The 14,375-nt window shown below is 73.9% G+C and carries 13 protein-coding genes; 4 read left to right on the top strand and 9 right to left on the bottom strand.

All coding sequences use genetic code 11. The annotated features are described in order from the left end of the window. Positions 1 to 176, bottom strand: a 176-nt coding sequence (locus tag AB0D08_RS05680) for a cold-shock protein (RefSeq protein WP_359886320.1), incomplete at its 3' end; no start/stop codon positions are given. 479 nt (positions 177 to 655) lie between these two features. Further along, complete coding sequence (locus tag AB0D08_RS05675) at positions 656 to 931, bottom strand: PLD nuclease N-terminal domain-containing protein (RefSeq protein WP_359886315.1); 276 nt, start codon at positions 929 to 931, stop codon at positions 656 to 658. A 220-nt stretch (positions 932 to 1,151) separates the two neighbouring features. Here AB0D08_RS05675 and AB0D08_RS05670 point away from each other — a divergent pair, with 220 nt between their 5' ends. From AB0D08_RS05670 to AB0D08_RS05655, 4 genes are read left to right on the top strand one after another with little or no spacing between them, the layout of a single operon-like run. Then, positions 1,152 to 2,057: an ATP-binding cassette domain-containing protein gene (locus AB0D08_RS05670; protein ID WP_359886314.1), complete on the top strand. Its 906-nt coding sequence runs from the start codon at positions 1,152 to 1,154 to the stop codon at positions 2,055 to 2,057. Then, a complete protein-coding gene (locus tag AB0D08_RS05665; RefSeq protein WP_359886313.1) occupies positions 2,054 to 2,830 on the top strand; it encodes a hypothetical protein in 777 nt (258 codons plus the stop codon). Before AB0D08_RS05670 ends, AB0D08_RS05665 begins: the two co-directional genes overlap by 4 nt. A gap of 31 nt (positions 2,831 to 2,861) precedes the next feature. After that, a complete protein-coding gene (locus AB0D08_RS05660) occupies positions 2,862 to 4,046 on the top strand; it encodes a histidine kinase (RefSeq protein ID WP_359886312.1) in 1,185 nt (394 codons plus the stop codon). Further along, the gene (locus AB0D08_RS05655) at positions 4,043 to 4,708 is read left to right on the top strand and encodes a response regulator transcription factor (protein ID WP_359886311.1); all 666 of its coding nucleotides are present in this window, start codon (positions 4,043 to 4,045) and stop codon (positions 4,706 to 4,708) included. The genes AB0D08_RS05660 and AB0D08_RS05655 overlap by 4 nt, the downstream gene beginning before the upstream one ends. Positions 4,709 to 4,915: 207 nt before the next feature. Here AB0D08_RS05655 and AB0D08_RS05650 read toward each other — a convergent pair whose 3' ends face one another. From AB0D08_RS05650 to AB0D08_RS05620, 7 genes are all read right to left on the bottom strand, one after another. Then, complete coding sequence (locus AB0D08_RS05650; protein ID WP_082526860.1) at positions 4,916 to 5,359, bottom strand: helix-turn-helix domain-containing protein; 444 nt, start codon at positions 5,357 to 5,359, stop codon at positions 4,916 to 4,918. Positions 5,360 to 5,632: 273 nt separating this feature from the next. Continuing rightward, positions 5,633 to 6,397, bottom strand: coding sequence for an ABC transporter permease (locus AB0D08_RS05645; RefSeq protein WP_033822920.1), 765 nt, complete (start codon positions 6,395 to 6,397; stop codon positions 5,633 to 5,635). Between the two features lie 80 nt (positions 6,398 to 6,477). Then, on the bottom strand, positions 6,478 to 7,506 hold the full coding sequence (locus tag AB0D08_RS05640; protein WP_033822904.1) for an ABC transporter ATP-binding protein: 1,029 nt from the start codon (positions 7,504 to 7,506) through the stop codon (positions 6,478 to 6,480). 27 nt (positions 7,507 to 7,533) lie between these two features. Then, positions 7,534 to 8,640 (bottom strand): thiopeptide maturation pyridine synthase, encoded by a 1,107-nt coding sequence (locus AB0D08_RS05635; RefSeq protein WP_359886310.1) that lies wholly within the window; start codon positions 8,638 to 8,640, stop codon positions 7,534 to 7,536. Continuing rightward, positions 8,637 to 11,096, bottom strand: a complete 2,460-nt coding sequence (locus AB0D08_RS05630) for a lantibiotic dehydratase (RefSeq protein ID WP_359886309.1) — start codon at positions 11,094 to 11,096, stop codon at positions 8,637 to 8,639. The genes AB0D08_RS05635 and AB0D08_RS05630 overlap by 4 nt, the downstream gene beginning before the upstream one ends. Next, entirely contained in the window at positions 11,093 to 12,943 is a 1,851-nt protein-coding gene (locus AB0D08_RS05625; protein ID WP_359886308.1) for a TOMM precursor leader peptide-binding protein, read from the bottom strand. Before AB0D08_RS05625 ends, AB0D08_RS05630 begins: the two co-directional genes overlap by 4 nt. A 13-nt stretch (positions 12,944 to 12,956) precedes the next feature. Then, complete coding sequence (locus AB0D08_RS05620) at positions 12,957 to 14,372, bottom strand: nitroreductase family protein (protein WP_359886307.1); 1,416 nt, start codon at positions 14,370 to 14,372, stop codon at positions 12,957 to 12,959. Between the last annotated feature and the right edge of the window lie 3 nt (positions 14,373 to 14,375).

The raw sequence follows: 14,375 nt of genomic DNA, 5'->3' as shown, positions 1-14,375 counted from the left end.
GGGCCCTTCTGGCCCTGCGTGACGTCGAACTCGACCTTCTGGCCCTCGAGCAGCTCACGGAAGCCGTTGGCGTTGATGTTCGAGTAGTGGGCGAAGACGTCGGGGCCGCCACCCTCCTGCTCGATGAAGCCGAAGCCCTTTTCCGCGTTGAACCACTTCACAGTGCCATTAGCCATAAAGAAATCTCCTTCAAGGGGCTGTCCGGAGCGCGCACAGTGCGGGCTCCGAGTCGCCGCGATGAGCACCCACCCGGAGAGAGCCGGGAAACAAAAAGGCGCCTGCGGAACATCAGCAGGCGCACACAAAGTTCATGGGAACCACTACTGCAACTACGACGACAGTAGCAGACCCGAACCCGCCATGGGGTGGACATTTCCGCCCCCGAGCGCCACGGAGCTCTCCCCCAGGGCCTCCGGCTCCGAGGTCCGAGGCCGCCAACACACCTGCCCAGCAGGCTGGTTGGGGTGCCCGCTGGCCCGGCCGGGCCGCCCGGCCGGGTCTCCGAAAGCACTGTTCGAATTTCACGAAATTCCGGCCCCACGGAACCAGAATGCTCCGGGACGGCCCACCTCTCGTTTTCCCGAGCACACCCGACGGAACGGCGAAATCTGCAGCCGGCCGTCGGGCCGGGGTGGGCCGGGTCGGGTGTGGCCGGTCAGTGGGATGCCGCGCGGCGTCCGCGGCGGCCGAGGGCGAACCAGGCGAGGCTGCCGAGGAAGGGGGCGAGGAGGACGATCGCCAGCCAGAGGATCTTCGTGGCGGTGCAGTGCCGGGAGCGTACGACGCTCACCAGGGCCGCGACCGCGAGGAGGAGGGCGGCGAGTGCGGCGGCCAGCGCCACGGTCATCGCTCCTCCGGCCAGGACGAGCCGGCCGGTGTCTCCCATCGCCTCGAGCCGGGCGGGTGGCAGGGCAGCCGAGAGTGCGTTCATCGGTGTGTTCCTTGCTGGGTGTGGTGTCGATCGGTTCCGTTCGACCACCCGAATCGTGGCCCGGGGCCGCCACCCGTGACGTCCGTCTTTGCGCTCGCCGAGGGTTACCCGAAAGTCGTACCGGGCCTGCCCGGTCGTGTGATGTGCCGCCCCACCGGTGGGGCGGAGTCTGGAGACCGTTCGTCCGATGGGGGCGAGGGACCGGGTGGAAGGGAACGGCATGATCCGGGTACAGGGGTTGCGGAAGCGGTACGGCGACACGCTCGCCGTGGACGGTCTGTCGTTCACGGTCAGGCCGGGGGTGGTCACGGGTTTCCTCGGGCCGAACGGCGCCGGGAAGTCGACCACGATGCGTCTGATGCTCGGTCTGGACGCCGGGGAGGGGAGCACGACGTTCGGTGGTGTCCGCTACGCGGAGCTCGGATCCCCGGTCGCGACGGTCGGTTCGCTGCTGGACGCGGGTGCGGTGCACCCGGCCCGCAATGCCCACGACCATCTGCGGATGGTGGCCGCCGGCGCGGGTCTGCCGGCGCGGCGGGTGCGGGAGGTGCTGTCCCTGGTGGGCCTCGACGACGTGCGTCACCGCCGCACCGGTGGCCTCAGCCTGGGGATGCGGCAGCGGCTGGGTCTGGCGACGGCGCTGCTGGGGGATCCGGAGTACCTGATCCTGGACGAGCCGACCAACGGCCTCGATCCGGAAGGCGTGCTCTGGATGCGCGGCCTGCTGATCAGGCTCGCCGAGGAGGGGCGGGTGGTGTTCGCCTCCTCGCACCTGCTGTCGGAGGTGGCCCGGCTCGCCGAGGACCTGGTGGTGATCGGACGGGGCCGGCTGATCGCCGCGCAACCGGTCACGGACTTCGTCGCCGCCCACACCCGTTCCGAGGTCGTGGTGCGCGCCGACCGCCCGGTCGAACTGGCCGCCCTGCTGCGGCAGGAGGGCGCGCAGGTCTGGGCGGACGAGTCCGATGTGCTGGTCGTGGCCGGGGTCGACGCCGACCGCGTCGGCGCGGTGGCCGCCCAACACGGCCTGACGGTGCGCGAGTTGCGTACGCGCCGCAGCAGCCTGGAGGACGCCTTCATAGCGGCGACGGCCGCCCACACCCAGTTCCGGGGGGCGGCCGCATGACCGCGCTGAGTACGTCCGGCCGGGATGCGGTCCCGTCGCCCGGCGCCATGCGCGGCCGGGGCGGGGTGTTCGGCCGCGCCCTGGCCTACGAGTGGGTCGCCTTGCGTTCGCTGCGTACGCCGTGGCTGCTGTGCGGCTCGGCGGTGGCAGCGCAGGTCCTGGTGGACGTGGCGGTGGGCCGGGACGGGGTGTCCGGGGTCCGGCAGTTCGCCGCCGGAATGACGGGTGTGACGCTCGTCGGGTTCGCACTCCTGGCCGCGCTCGGCGTCACCGTGCCGGGCGGGGAGTACCGGCACCGCACCATCACCCGGACCGTGCTGACGCTGCCTGATCGCCGCGGGATCCTGCTGGCGAAGGCGGCGCTGACGGCCGCGGTCGCCGCGTCCGTCGCCGCGGTCATGGTGATGGTGAACGCGCTGAGCGTCCCGTTGCTGGGAAAGGCCGCGCTCCCCGTGGACCGAGCGCTCGAGCTGGGTGGCGCAGCGGTCGTCTACGCGGTGTCGGGCGCGCTGGTCGGCCTGGCACTGGCCGGGGTGACCCGGAACTCGACGCTGTCGATCGCCGTGGTGATCCTCTGGCCGGTCCTGCTGGAGAATCTGGTGGTCCTCACCACCGGTGTCAGCCAGGACCTGGTCCCGTTCGGGGCGGCCGCGGCGCAGGTCCAGGCGACCGGCGGCGCGGGTCCGCAGTGGCTGCTGATGCTGCCGCTGGTCGCCCTCACCGCGGTGCTGCTGACCGCCGCCGGCGTCCTGTTCGCCCGGCGGGACGTGTGACGGCCCGACGTGTCCCACTAGGATCCGGCCGGTGAAGTTCTTCGAGCCCCGGCCGGACCGCCGCCGGCTGTCCTGGTGGGAGGGCAGGCCCGGGTACCTCGCCGCCGATGTCGCGGTGGCGGCCGTCTGCGTGCTGCCTGCTCTCTCCGCCGGGGGCAGCCCCTGGAGGCTCCTGGCCTTCCTCGTCGCCCTGCCGACCCTGCTGGTACGCCGGCGGTTCCCGTGGCTGCCCGTGGTGGCGGCGCCGTTGTTCTGCTGGAGCTGGGGCGTCCTCCCGGTGGTGGTGATCTGCTACACGGTGGCCCGGCAGTGGGGGCTGCGGTGGCGCACCCTGCTGTCGTTCCTCCTCGCGGCCGGCTGTACGGTCGCCGAGGCCTGGGACCCGGGGCCGAACTACGGCATCCTCTACCAACTCCTCGTCCCGCCGGCCTGGTTGGTGCTACCGGTGCTGGCGGGGCTGTGGATGCGCCAGCGGCACACCTTGGTGGACGCGCTGCGGGAACGCGCCCGGCAGGCCGAGAGGGAGCGCGACCTGCTCGCCGAACGGGCGGTCGCCGCCGAGCGGCGGCGGATCGCCCGGGAGATGCACGACGTGGTCGCCCACCGCGTCAGCACCATCGCGCTGCAGGCGGGTGCGCTGAGCGTGACCGCCCCGGACGAGCGCACGGCCGAGACGGCCGAGGTCATCCGGTCCGTCAGCGCCCGGGCCCTGACCGAACTGCGCGAGATCCTGGACGTCCTGCGCCATGACCAGCAGGAGACTTCGGACGGCGTGCACGGCGTCCAGTCGGACGGCTCCGTGCGGGCGGACGTGGCCGAGCTGGTGCGCGACTGCGTCGCCTCCGGCGGCAACGTCCGCCTGAACGCCCCCGCGGAACTCCCCGTCGTCACCGGGGCCGTGCGCCGGGCCGTGTACCGGGTGGCCCAGGAGGCCCTCACCAACGCGGCCAAGCACGCCCCGCACGCCCGTGTCGACATCCGTCTCGCCGAGGAGCAGGGCGAGTTGCAGCTCACCGTGACCAACCGGCGCGGCGGCAGGCGCCCGTCCGGCCATGCCGTCCCCGGATCCGGGTACGGGCTGCTCGGCATGCGCGAACGCGTCACGCTCGTCCAGGGCACCCTCCGTACCGGGCCGACCGTGGAGGGCGGCTACCGTGTGCACGCAGCCTTTCCGCTCGTGTCCACCATGCCCACCGTGTCCGAGGAGCCCGTGTGATCGACGACCGTCCCGAGCCGCCGGTGAAGGTCGTCGTGCTGGAGGACGAGGAACTCGTCCGCAGCGGCGTGCGGATGATCCTCGACGCCGACCCGGGGATCGAGGTGGTCGCCGAGGGCGGCGACGGGGACGTCGCCGTGGACCTGGTCGCCCGGCACCGCCCGCACGTGGTGCTCACCGACATCCAGATGCCCCGCGTCGACGGCCTGGAGGTCACCCGGCGGCTGCTCGCCACGCCCCACCCGCCCGTGGTCGCCGTGCTCACCACCTTCGACCTCGACGAGTACGTGCACGCGGCGCTGCGTGCGGGCGCGGCGGGTTTCCTGCTCAAGGACACCCCGCCGCGGGAACTGGCGCGTGCCGTCCACGTCCTGGCCCGCGGAGAGGCGATGCTGTCGCCACGGGTCACCAAGCGGCTGCTCAGCACCTTCTCCGCGGGCGACGCGGCGGAGGCGGCCCGTCGTCGGCTGAGGCTGCTCACCGACCGGGAGCGTGAGGTCGCCGCCGCGGTCGCGCGGGGCCTGACCAACGCCGAGATCGCCGCCGACCTGTTCCTGAGCGCGTCGACGGTGAAGGTCCACATCGGACGGATCATGGCCAAACTGGAGGCGGCCAACCGCACCCAGGTCGCCATCATCGCCCACGACGCCCGCCTCGCCTGAGCCGCCGCCACCACCCGCGACCCGCCGGTGGCGAGGTGACCACCGTGCGCGGTCCCGGAGACGGACGTGGCGGGCGGCGCCGACCTCGAGAGCCTCTGCAGGTGACGTCCCTGCCCGCGCCGACGTGCCCTGATGCTGCGCCACGACCGTCGTGGGCCGCCCCGCGGCCTGGCTGCGCAGGGCGACAGGACGGCCCGCGGGGGGTGGTCAGCCCGGGATGCCCGCGGGCAGTCGGGTGGCGGGGCCGAGGTCGGGCTGCGGGGTGGTGGTGTGGTCGTGGAGCATCCGGCGGTCGTAGGCGAGTTGGTGCGCGCGGATGGCCTCGGTGTTGTCGACCGCCCAGGCGTGCAGCCGGCCGAAGGGCTCCCGCAGGGACTCGCCGAGCGGTGTGAGCGAGTACTCGACCCCGACCGGCGAGGTCGGCAGGACCTGACGCCTGATCATGCCGTTGCGCTCGAGTCTGCGCAGGGTCTGGGTCAGCACCCGCTGGGTCACACCGTCCAGGTGACGCTTGATCTCGTTGAACCGTCTGGGTTCGGCCAGGACGGCCAGCACGGTCATCGACCACTTGTCGGCGATCTGGTCGAGGATCGGGCGGCTGGGGCTGTCGGACCGGTGGACGGTGTCGCCGGCGGGCGCAATAGTGGCCATTTCGATGCCCTTCATGATCCGTGCAATGCCGAGGGTACGGGCGTGACGGTGACCGCCGCGCCCGCGGATGGAGGGCCGGTCGACCCGCCGCAGGACCGGCCGGCCGGCAGGAACGGGTGGTCTGCGGACGGCGGTACGGCGTGGCATGGTCCGCTGACACGGGCGGCGAAGAGCGGGAGCCTCCAGGAGAGGTGAGCATGCCACGGCGAGATAGACATCCAATAGACCTTGATGTGCACATGGTCGACTTCGCGGCCCCGCCGGGGCTCCCGCTCAGCCGAGCGCGCGCGACATGAACCCCCGGATGCCGATCACCGCGGCGACCAGCAGGGCGGCGGACAGCACCAGGACGTCGATCCACAGCGCGATCGACGGCCGCCCGGGCAGCGTCACCGCCCGCAGGCCCTCGCTGAGGTAGGTCAGCGGGTTGACCGAGGTGATCACCTGGAACCACCGCACCTGGCCGAGCGACGACCACGGGTACTGCACCGACCCGGTGAACGTCAGCGGCGCTAGCACCAGCGAGAAGGTGACGCCGATCCGCTCCGGGGAGACCACCGTCCCCAGGACCAGGCCGATCCCCGCGCCCGCCGCCGAGCCGAGCGAGAGCACGCCCAGCACGCCCGGCCAGGCCGACAGCGCCCAGCCCGAGGTACCGAGCACCAGGAACCCGATCGGCGCCATCACCAGCCCGGCGAACAGGCCGCAGAGCGTCCCGAAGACCATCTTGGCCACCGCGACCAGCCGGCCGGGCAGTGGCGCGAGCAGCCGGTCCTCGATCTCGCCGGACCAGGAGAAGTCCATGATCAGCGGCATCGCGGTGTTCTGCAGCGAGACCAGCAGCGCGTTCAGCGCCACCACTCCGGGCAGCAGCGTCGCGCCGAAGTCGCCACGGGTGTACCCGGCTTCGCCGAGCACCTTGCCGAAGACGAAGAACAGCAGCAGCGGTTGGACGACCACCTGCACCAGGAACGGGCCCGGCCGCCGGGTGGTGGTGAACACGTCCCGCCACAGCACCGCGAGGAAGGTCCGCAGCACCGGGGCGGGTGGACGGGACGGCCGCCCGACGGCAGCGGATCCGGGCCCGGCGGTGGATTCGGCGGATGCGGCCGGCGCAGTCACCGCAGCTCCCTTCCGGTCAGCGAGATGAACACGTCCTGGAGGCTCGGCCGGGCCACCGACAGGTCGGTCAACTCGGCCCCCGCGCCCCGCTCCGCGACGGCCCGCAGCACCTCCGGCAGCAGGACCGACGGATCCTTCCCGGTACGGACCCGGAAACCGCACCGCCCGCGCCGTTCGGCGCCCGGCTCGGCCGGCGGCACAGTGTCGTGCTCGATGCCGTCGACGCCGGGCAGTTCGGCCAGCGCGGCCGAGAGCGCGGCGACGACCTCGGCGGCCCGGCCGTCGTGGCCGGCCGGGTCCGGTGCGAGCCGGACCTGCGCGGTGATGGTGGTGCCGCCGGGCAGCGCCCCGGTGAGCGCGTGCGGGGTGTCCAGTGCGAGCAGTCGGCCGTGGTCGACGATGCCGACCCGGTCGGACAGCGTCTCGGCCTCGTCCATGTCGTGGGTGGTGAGCACCACGGTGACGCCCTGGCCGCTCAGTTCGCGGATACGCTCGTGCAGGAACAGCCGCGACTGGGGGTCCAGGCCGGTGAACGGCTCGTCCAGGAAGAGCACTTCGGGCCGGTGCACCAACGCCCGTGCGATCACCACCCGCTGGGCCTGGCCGCCGGAGAGCCGTTCGACCCGGCGGCCGGCCAGGTCGGTGAGCCCCATCAGTGCCAGCAGTTCGTCGGCGCGGCGGACCCGCTCCACCCGTCCGAGGCCGTGGTAGCGCCCGTGGAAGAGCAGGTTCTGCCGCACGTCCAGCGAGCGGTCCAGGTTCTGCCGCTGCGGTACGACCGCGAGCAGGCGTTTGGCCTCGGCCGGCCGGGCCACCACGTCCGCGCCGTGGACCAGGCAGCGGCCCGAGGTCGGCAGGATCCGGGTGGTCAGCACCCCGACGGTGGTGGACTTGCCGGCCCCGTTCGGGCCGAGCAGGCCGAAGACCTCGCCCTGGCCTACGGTGAAGGTGAGCCCGTCCACGGCGGGCGGCGCCTGCGGGTGGTAGCGCTTGACCAGCTCGGTGACCGTGACGGCGTGGTTCATGACGTCCTCCCTCCTGCTGCGTTCGGGCTACAGCCGGCCGCCGCTGTCGACGAATCCGATCAGGTCCTGGATCCGGTCCAGCGCGCTCACCCCGTGCACGTCCTCGACGGCGCGGGAGACCACGTGGCAGATCAGGTTGCGTTCCAGCTCTCCGATGCCGACCCGGTACATGTTGAGGTAGAGCCAGTTGAGCACCACCCGGTACTGCTGGAAGGTGTTCCAGCCGCCGAGCTGGTCGGCCGCGCCCCGGTGGCCGCCGAGCGCCTGGTGGAACGGGCTGCGCGCGGACCAGGCGGCCCAGGTCGACCCCCAGGCCTCGGGATCGCCGTTGTCGTCCGTGTTGAGTGCCAGCTCCCCGGCGGTGATGAGCTTGTTGGCCCGGTCGCGGTAGTGCAGCAGGGTGTCCAGCAGTGCGCCGAAGGGCAGCACTTCGTGGTAGTCGGAGGCCGCGGTGATGGTGACGACCCGCTGCCGGAACCGGTCCGCGTTGGCCTCGTAGACCCGGTCGAAGCGATCCCGCAACCCGTCGGGGCCCTTCGCCAGGAAGGCGTCGGCGTGGCCGCGGTAGGACAGGTAGCCGTAGGTGACCGGCGGCAGGAAGCGGTGCGCCGTGGCGATGAACATGTCGACCGCGAGGGCCATCTTCGAGCCGCCGCCGCGGACCCGGTCCAGGACGGCGAAGGCGGTGTCGTTGGTGTCCACGTAGTAGTCGGCGAGCAGGTCGGCCGCCGCCTGCCCGCCGAGCACGTCCAGCCGGCGGTCCAACTCCCCCGTCTCCACGCTGTTGTTGGCCGCCCACGGCGTCAGCGGTCCGTGCTCCCGCTCGTGCCGGGCCAGCCGCTGGTGCTCGGCGTGGGAGGCCCGCTCGTCCAGGACCGTCACGGAGGGGTGGGCCCGCAGGTACTCCCCCAGGATCCGTTCGGCGGCCGGGGCGACGACGGTCTCGAAGGCCTCGGCGCTCGCCAGGACCGGGATGCGGACGTGCGGACCGCGCCGCCAGTGCGGCTGGAAGTACGCCCTGGAGACGGCGGGGGCCACCGCCGCCAGGAACGGGCGTACGGCGTCGAGCAGCAGATCGGTCCGGTCGCTCTCGTGGTGGAAGACGTTCACGCTCCGCCAGGACGGCTCCGTCATGTCCCAACTCCTTGGCAGTTCAGCTCGATCAGGTACTCGGTGACGTGGGCCCGGCCCTGCTGGTCGGTGAGGGCCGTCTCCGGCTGCGGCGCGACCTCGTGGAAGACCGCCGCGCTGCTCGCGTCCCGGGCCGAGCGTTCGAAGGCGGCGACCAGCAGTGGGGCGCCGAGGTCGACGAACATCGGCTTGCGGGCGCGGTCGCCGGTCAGCGAGCCGGCCGGGCCTGCGCCCAGCCGCAGCACCGAGACGAAGAAGCGCGGTGGGATGCCGTGTTCGGCCAGCCAGCCGGCCAGCTGCAGCAGGAACGCCGCGTCCGACTGGCCGGGTGTGCGGCGCGGCAGCGTCCCCGGCTGGGCGACCCAGGCGGCGCGCCGCAGCACGACGCGTCCGATGCTGAGCCGGGGCGCGTGCAGCACCCGGCCGGTCGCGTTCCCTGCGCCCGCCTCGTGCTGCACCGGCTGGTCGGGGCGCAGCAGGATGGGGTTCTCGCCGAAGGCCTCGATCAGCAGGGCCATCACCGGCGGGAGTTGCCGTTCGTAGGAGAGACCGCCGTGGACGGGGCGGACCGGGGTGGCGCCGTCGAGGAGGACCGGCAGTCCGTCCTGGCCGACGCCGACGGTCAGCCGGGCGCGCGGCGGGTGGTCGAGCCGGTCGGGCAGGGTGAGGTCGCGCTGGTTGAGCGAGGTGCCGAGGGTCCGGGTGAACTCGGCGTACCGCGGCGCGTGCGGGTCCTGCGGGTCGGCCGGGTACACGGCGTCGACCGGGAGCGGGTCGTCCGCGATCCGGCGCAGCAGCCGGTGGACCTGGGAACGGCCGCGGCCGAAGCCGGAGTTCACCGCGTTGACGATCAACTGCCCGTCGCCGTGCCCGCCGAGGTCGTCGTACTGGGCATAGACGGCGACCGAGCCGGGCGGGCGGATCCAGGGCGGCAGGGCGGCCAGTACCTTCTCGATCCGGTGCCGGTCCGGGAGGGCCTGGCGGACCTCGGCGATCAGCTGGACCAGGTGGCGTACTTCGGCGACCGGGCTGGCGTCGAGGGTCGCGGTCAGCCCGGTCATGGCGAAGGCGAGGGCGGCCGGGTGCAGGCGCATCACTTCGCCGCCTTCGCGCACCAGTTCGGCGTAGAACCGGTCGAAGGGCACCGTGGTGTCCGGGCCGAAGCGCTCCCGCAGGAAGGCGGCGACCGCCAGCTTGAACGGCAGGGTGTGGTCGAGGACCGCGAGCAGCCGGCAGGCGAGGGCGAGGTCGTCCAGGGCGCTCCGCCAGGACGGCAGTGCGGCCTCGGCCACCACGCCGGGGATCACGGACTGTTCGGTCACCAGGTCGCGGAGCCTGCCGGTGGTGCCGAGGCCGGCGAGTTCCTCGGCCAGCCGCGGCCCGAGCGCGACCCGTTCGGTGCCGCTGGCGTCGGCGTAGCCGCGCAGCGCCTCCCGGAGCGGGCCGAGTGCGGGCTGTCGGCGCGCCAACTGCCCCAGCGGGTCGGGGCCGTGCTCGTCCAGGTCGGTGGTGGCCAGTAGCAGGCCGGTGGCCAGCAGGGAGCGCAGGTATCCGGCGGCCCGGTCCGGCGGTGCGGGCAGCGCGGCGGTCAGGGCGGCGAGGGTCGGTGCTCCGGCTGCGGCGCGCAGGCAGTGCCGCAGCGCCGGGGTGAGTGGCAGGGTCAGCAGGTCCTCGGCCGGTGCGGGGCCGATGAACTGGACGCTGTCGGCGAGCGGCCGTGCGCTCGGGTTGACCCGGACGGTCACCTCGGTGGGTGCGGCGGTGGCCGGGGAGGTCCACGGTGCGAGGGCGGACAGGTCGAGTTCGACGATCGAGCGCGGTGCCTCGGTCGCGGTCCGGCGCAGTGCCGGTCCGTCCGGCACGAAGCGGCCGAGGCCGCTGGCGGTGAAGGTGCTGAACGGGCTTGTCTTGGTGGCGGCGCGGGTGGCGTAGACGGCCAGCCGGATCAGCTCCGCCCGGCCGGGTCTGCCTCGCAGGACGGTGTGCAGGGTGGGGCTGGCGTGGGCGAGGCCCTGGTCGAAGCGGGCGTCGGCGGCGATCTCGCGCAGTGCGGCGGAGGCGGCGCGTTCGGCCTCGGCCAGCACCGCGGGCAGCGCCTCGCGCGCGTCCCGCAGTCGGCCGACGGCCTGCCCGAACTCGGCTATTTCGGCGGCGAGTTCGGTGCCGAGCGCGGCGGTGACCGGCGGCTCGGCCAGCAGCCGGGCCGGGTCGCGCAGCTGGTGCACGGCCCGGCGCAGCGCGACCAGTTTCGGTCTGGCGCCGGGCTCGGGCTGTGCCCCGATCACCCGGTGGCAGCGCTCGGACAGCGCCGCCGCGTGTGCGGTCAGCTCGGCGGCGGCGCCGACCGCCGCCAGCAGGGCGTGCCGCAGCCGCGGGTCGACGAGCCCGTCGAGCACGGTGGTCGGCAGGCCCGCGACGCGGACGCCGAAGGTGGTGGCGAAGGCGGGGTCGCGGCTCATGGGAAGGGGTGGGGGTGCGGGTTGAGGTCGGCGTCGGTGAGCGGGCGCGGCGCGTGGCCGAGCCGGTGCGGCACCTCGTGCAGGCGGGGCAGCCCGGTGGTGCGCCGGTTGCGGTGGCCGAAGGTCATCGGCAGTGCGCCGGGGGCGATCACCTTGACGCACGCCAGGTCGGCGGCGCGGTGCAGCGGCGAGGTCTGGTCGACCACCACGACGTCCATGCCGCCCGCCAGCATCCGGTCGACGGCTTCGGTGAGGTCCTCGCGCAGGTCGGCGTGGGCCGGCCAGGGCCGGCGGCCGAGCCGGTCCCAGCCGATCGTGCGGTCGCCGTCGAGCAGGAAGGAGAAGCGGTCGAAGGCCTCCGGGGTTGCGGCGCACAGCGAGTGGTCGGTCATGACGCGGACCAGGTCGGGGTCGGCGGCCATCCGGCGGGCCCGTTCGGCCTCGGCGGGGTAGCGGCGCAGTTCCTGTTCCACGATGGGCGCGAGTTCGCCGAGGGCGCTGAGCACGGCGGCGACCGGGTCCAGCGCCGAGCCGCTGGTGCAGATGATCTGGGGCCGGGCCGGGTCGCCGGTGGCCTCCTGGGCGAGTACCCAGACGGCGGGGACGCCTTCGGTCATGGTGGTGTCGAAGGCCCGCACCCGGTACCCGCTGCGCCCGAGGCGTTCGGCGACCAGCCGGATGCGCGGGTCGGGGGCGCGGGCGAGGTCGACCTCGGGCACCGGCAGCCGGGCGTACCAGGTGAGCAGGAAGGCGTCGCGTTCGACGATCTCCAGGATGCCGTGCAGGACCGCCTCCTCCAGGCAGCCGCCGAGCGCGCAGCCGTTGGAGATCTCGAAGGTGAAGCCCCGATCCGCCGTGGCGCCGGGCTGCCACTCGGTCCGGTAGTAGGCGTAGCTCTCCGGCACCAGGACCGGCCGGTCGCGGCCGAAGGAGTGCGCCCACACCCAGGACACCGCCGTGTCCTCGGTGAAGGGCTGGTAGCGGCCGTCGGGGTCGGGGAAGCGTTCCGGGGGGAACAGGCCGAGCGAGCGCGGGTCGAGGGCGTGCTCGGCGAGTTCGGCGTAGCTGCCGTGTACGGCGGTCCGCCTGCCCCAGGGCCACTGGCCGCCGAGCCGTTCCAGGGCCTCGGCGACGGCGGTGGTCCGGCAGGAGGCGTAGTCGCGGCCGCGGCCCCACCCGGCTTCGCCGCGGTAGCCGTACTCCGTCAGGACCGCTTCGGCGAGCGGGAGGACGGCGTCGCGCATGCCGTTCGGCGGGGCGACGACGCCGGTCTCGGCGTCGACGTAGCGGGCGGTCAGTTCGGCCTCGGACAGGTCGCGGACGCGGGTGGCCCCGGCCCGGGGCTTGGGCCGCGGCTGCGGGGTGATCCGGGCCGCTTCGGCGGTGTCCGGCGGCAGTGTGCCGCAGACCCGGCACAGCGGGTCGGGCAGGAAGGTGTGCCGGGTCAGGGCCGCGGTCCGCAGGTCCAGGTACCAGCAGCGGTCCGGGGCGGCGCCGGTGTGCAGCAGGTCGGTCACCGCGTCGGCGGCGAAGGTGCTCAGCCACCGCGAGGGTTCGGCGGCGATCCGCCCGTCGGCGCGCAGGTCGGCGGTCCGGCGGTCGGCGCGGGGTGCGGCGGTGCGCCAGGTCTGCAGGCACCAGGCGCAGCCGGGTTCGCCCGGGCGGACCAGCGGGCCGATGACGGCCCGGTCGAGTTCGGTCCACACCGGCAGCCAGGGCTCGCCGCGGTCGTGGGCGGCCCGCCAGCCGTCGGTGTCCCAGCCGTCGCGGGCGACCACCAGCATGGCCGGCGGGCGCCGGGCGATGGCGGCGGCGAGCAGGCCGTCGCCCAGTACCGTCTCGCTCACCTCGGTGTCCCCCTCACCACGTCAGCCGGAACTCGGGGCGCTGCCCGGCCGGGTGCCCGGTGCCGAACTGCGCCATCAGCAGGCTGCGCCGCCGGCCCTGTAGGCCGAACCAGCCGTCCAGCAGGTGGGTGAGCACGTCGTTGTGGACCCGGCCGGCCACGTCGACGGAGGCGGCGGCCAGGCAGGCGCGGTGCAGGGCGGCTCCGGCGGCGGCCTGCTGGACGCGGTACCAGCGGGCGCCGAAGCGCTGTTCGGCGGCCTCGGCGTCGCCGACCGGCATTAGCCACAGGTTGGCGGTGCGTGCGCCCTGCTGGGTGAGTGCGGCCAGGGCGGCTTCGCGCAGCCGCTGGCGGGGGTCGCCCTCGCCGACCGGTTCCAGTTGGTGCGCGTCGGGGTGGTAGCGGTAGGCGCCGGAGGGGATGCCGGTCACGTCGGCGATGACGCAGTAGTACTCGACCAGGTTGGCCGGCAGGTCCCAGGCGGGCTGCTGCCCGTAGGCGGTGAGGATCGCGGCGAGGGTGGCGGCCGTCATGGGGTCGCCGTTGAAGCCGCGGATGGCGGCGTGCCGGGTGCGGGTGCCGGCCCGCAGGTCCGGGGCGGCCAGCGGCAGGCCGATCCGCTCGCCGTCCGCCGCGGGGGCGGCGGGCAGCGGTTCGGGGCCGGGGCGGCTCTGCGCGAGCACCGCGGCGTGGGCGCCGGACGCGCGCGGGAACGCGGCCAGCGAAGGGCCGCGGTCCGCGGGCGGCGTGGGCGGCAGCAGTTCGACGACGGCGTGCACCCCTTCCTCCCGGGGGTCCAGGCCGAGCAGTTCGGTGAGGTCGGCATCGGGGAAGCAGAGCCGGGCGGTGGCCTGCTGCCCGTCGGCGACCGCCAGGGCCTGCGCGACCTGGATGCCGGACTCCAGGCAGGCGAGGCGGTAGTACATCTCGCCGTACTTGGCGGCCAGCCGCCAGAACACGTTGGTCTGCAGCAGGACGGTGGCCGCGGGCCGGGACGCCGCCCAGCCGCGGTAGTCGCCCGCGCGCAGCTGCACCAGGTCGTGCCGGGCCGGGTCGTAGTAGTGGACGCCGGTGGGGACCTGGGAGTCGGGTCCGGCGAGCACGTACCACTCGGCGCTGTAGCGGGCGCCGCCGGAGGGCGTCGGGCGGCGGGTGACCAGCCACTGCAGCGGGTCGGCGTCCGGGATGGCCTCGAAGCCGTCGGTGAACGGCAGCAGGTCCAGCGGGGTCAGCCACTGCGAGCGGGTGATGCCGCCGAGGTCGGCGAGCAGCCGGCCGAGCCGGTGTCCGGACCGCTCCGGCGGCCAGGGCAGCGGATGGCGCGGCGCCCCGGGGTAGCTCTTGACCAGCCGGGGTGCGAACGCCTTCGGGTCGGCCACCTCGGTCGGGGTGTGCACGTCCTCCTGGTAGCGGGTGACCTGGTCATTCATCGG

Source organism: Kitasatospora sp. NPDC048540 (assembly GCF_040651175.1).
In the GTDB taxonomy this organism is placed as follows: Bacteria; Actinomycetota; Actinomycetes; order Streptomycetales; family Streptomycetaceae; genus Kitasatospora.
The sequence above is the reverse complement of the archived record's forward strand: the minus strand, read 5'-3'. Positions and strand labels throughout refer to the sequence as shown.

What these genes read in the sequence shown, in the direction of transcription:
- AB0D08_RS05675 (WP_359886315.1), bottom strand. Translation starts at nt 931, where the DNA reads ATGAACGCACTCTCGGCTGCCCTGCCACCCGCCCGGCTCGAGGCGATG.
- AB0D08_RS05640 (WP_033822904.1), bottom strand. Translation starts at nt 7,506, where the DNA reads ATGAACCACGCCGTCACGGTCACCGAGCTGGTCAAGCGCTACCACCCG.
- AB0D08_RS05665 (WP_359886313.1), top strand. Translation starts at nt 2,054, where the DNA reads ATGACCGCGCTGAGTACGTCCGGCCGGGATGCGGTCCCGTCGCCCGGC.
- AB0D08_RS05670 (WP_359886314.1), top strand. Translation starts at nt 1,152, where the DNA reads ATGATCCGGGTACAGGGGTTGCGGAAGCGGTACGGCGACACGCTCGCC.
- AB0D08_RS05630 (WP_359886309.1), bottom strand. Translation starts at nt 11,096, where the DNA reads ATGAGCCGCGACCCCGCCTTCGCCACCACCTTCGGCGTCCGCGTCGCG.
- AB0D08_RS05650 (WP_082526860.1), bottom strand. Translation starts at nt 5,359, where the DNA reads ATGGCCACTATTGCGCCCGCCGGCGACACCGTCCACCGGTCCGACAGC.
- AB0D08_RS05620 (WP_359886307.1), bottom strand. Translation starts at nt 14,372, where the DNA reads ATGAATGACCAGGTCACCCGCTACCAGGAGGACGTGCACACCCCGACC.
- AB0D08_RS05635 (WP_359886310.1), bottom strand. Translation starts at nt 8,640, where the DNA reads ATGACGGAGCCGTCCTGGCGGAGCGTGAACGTCTTCCACCACGAGAGC.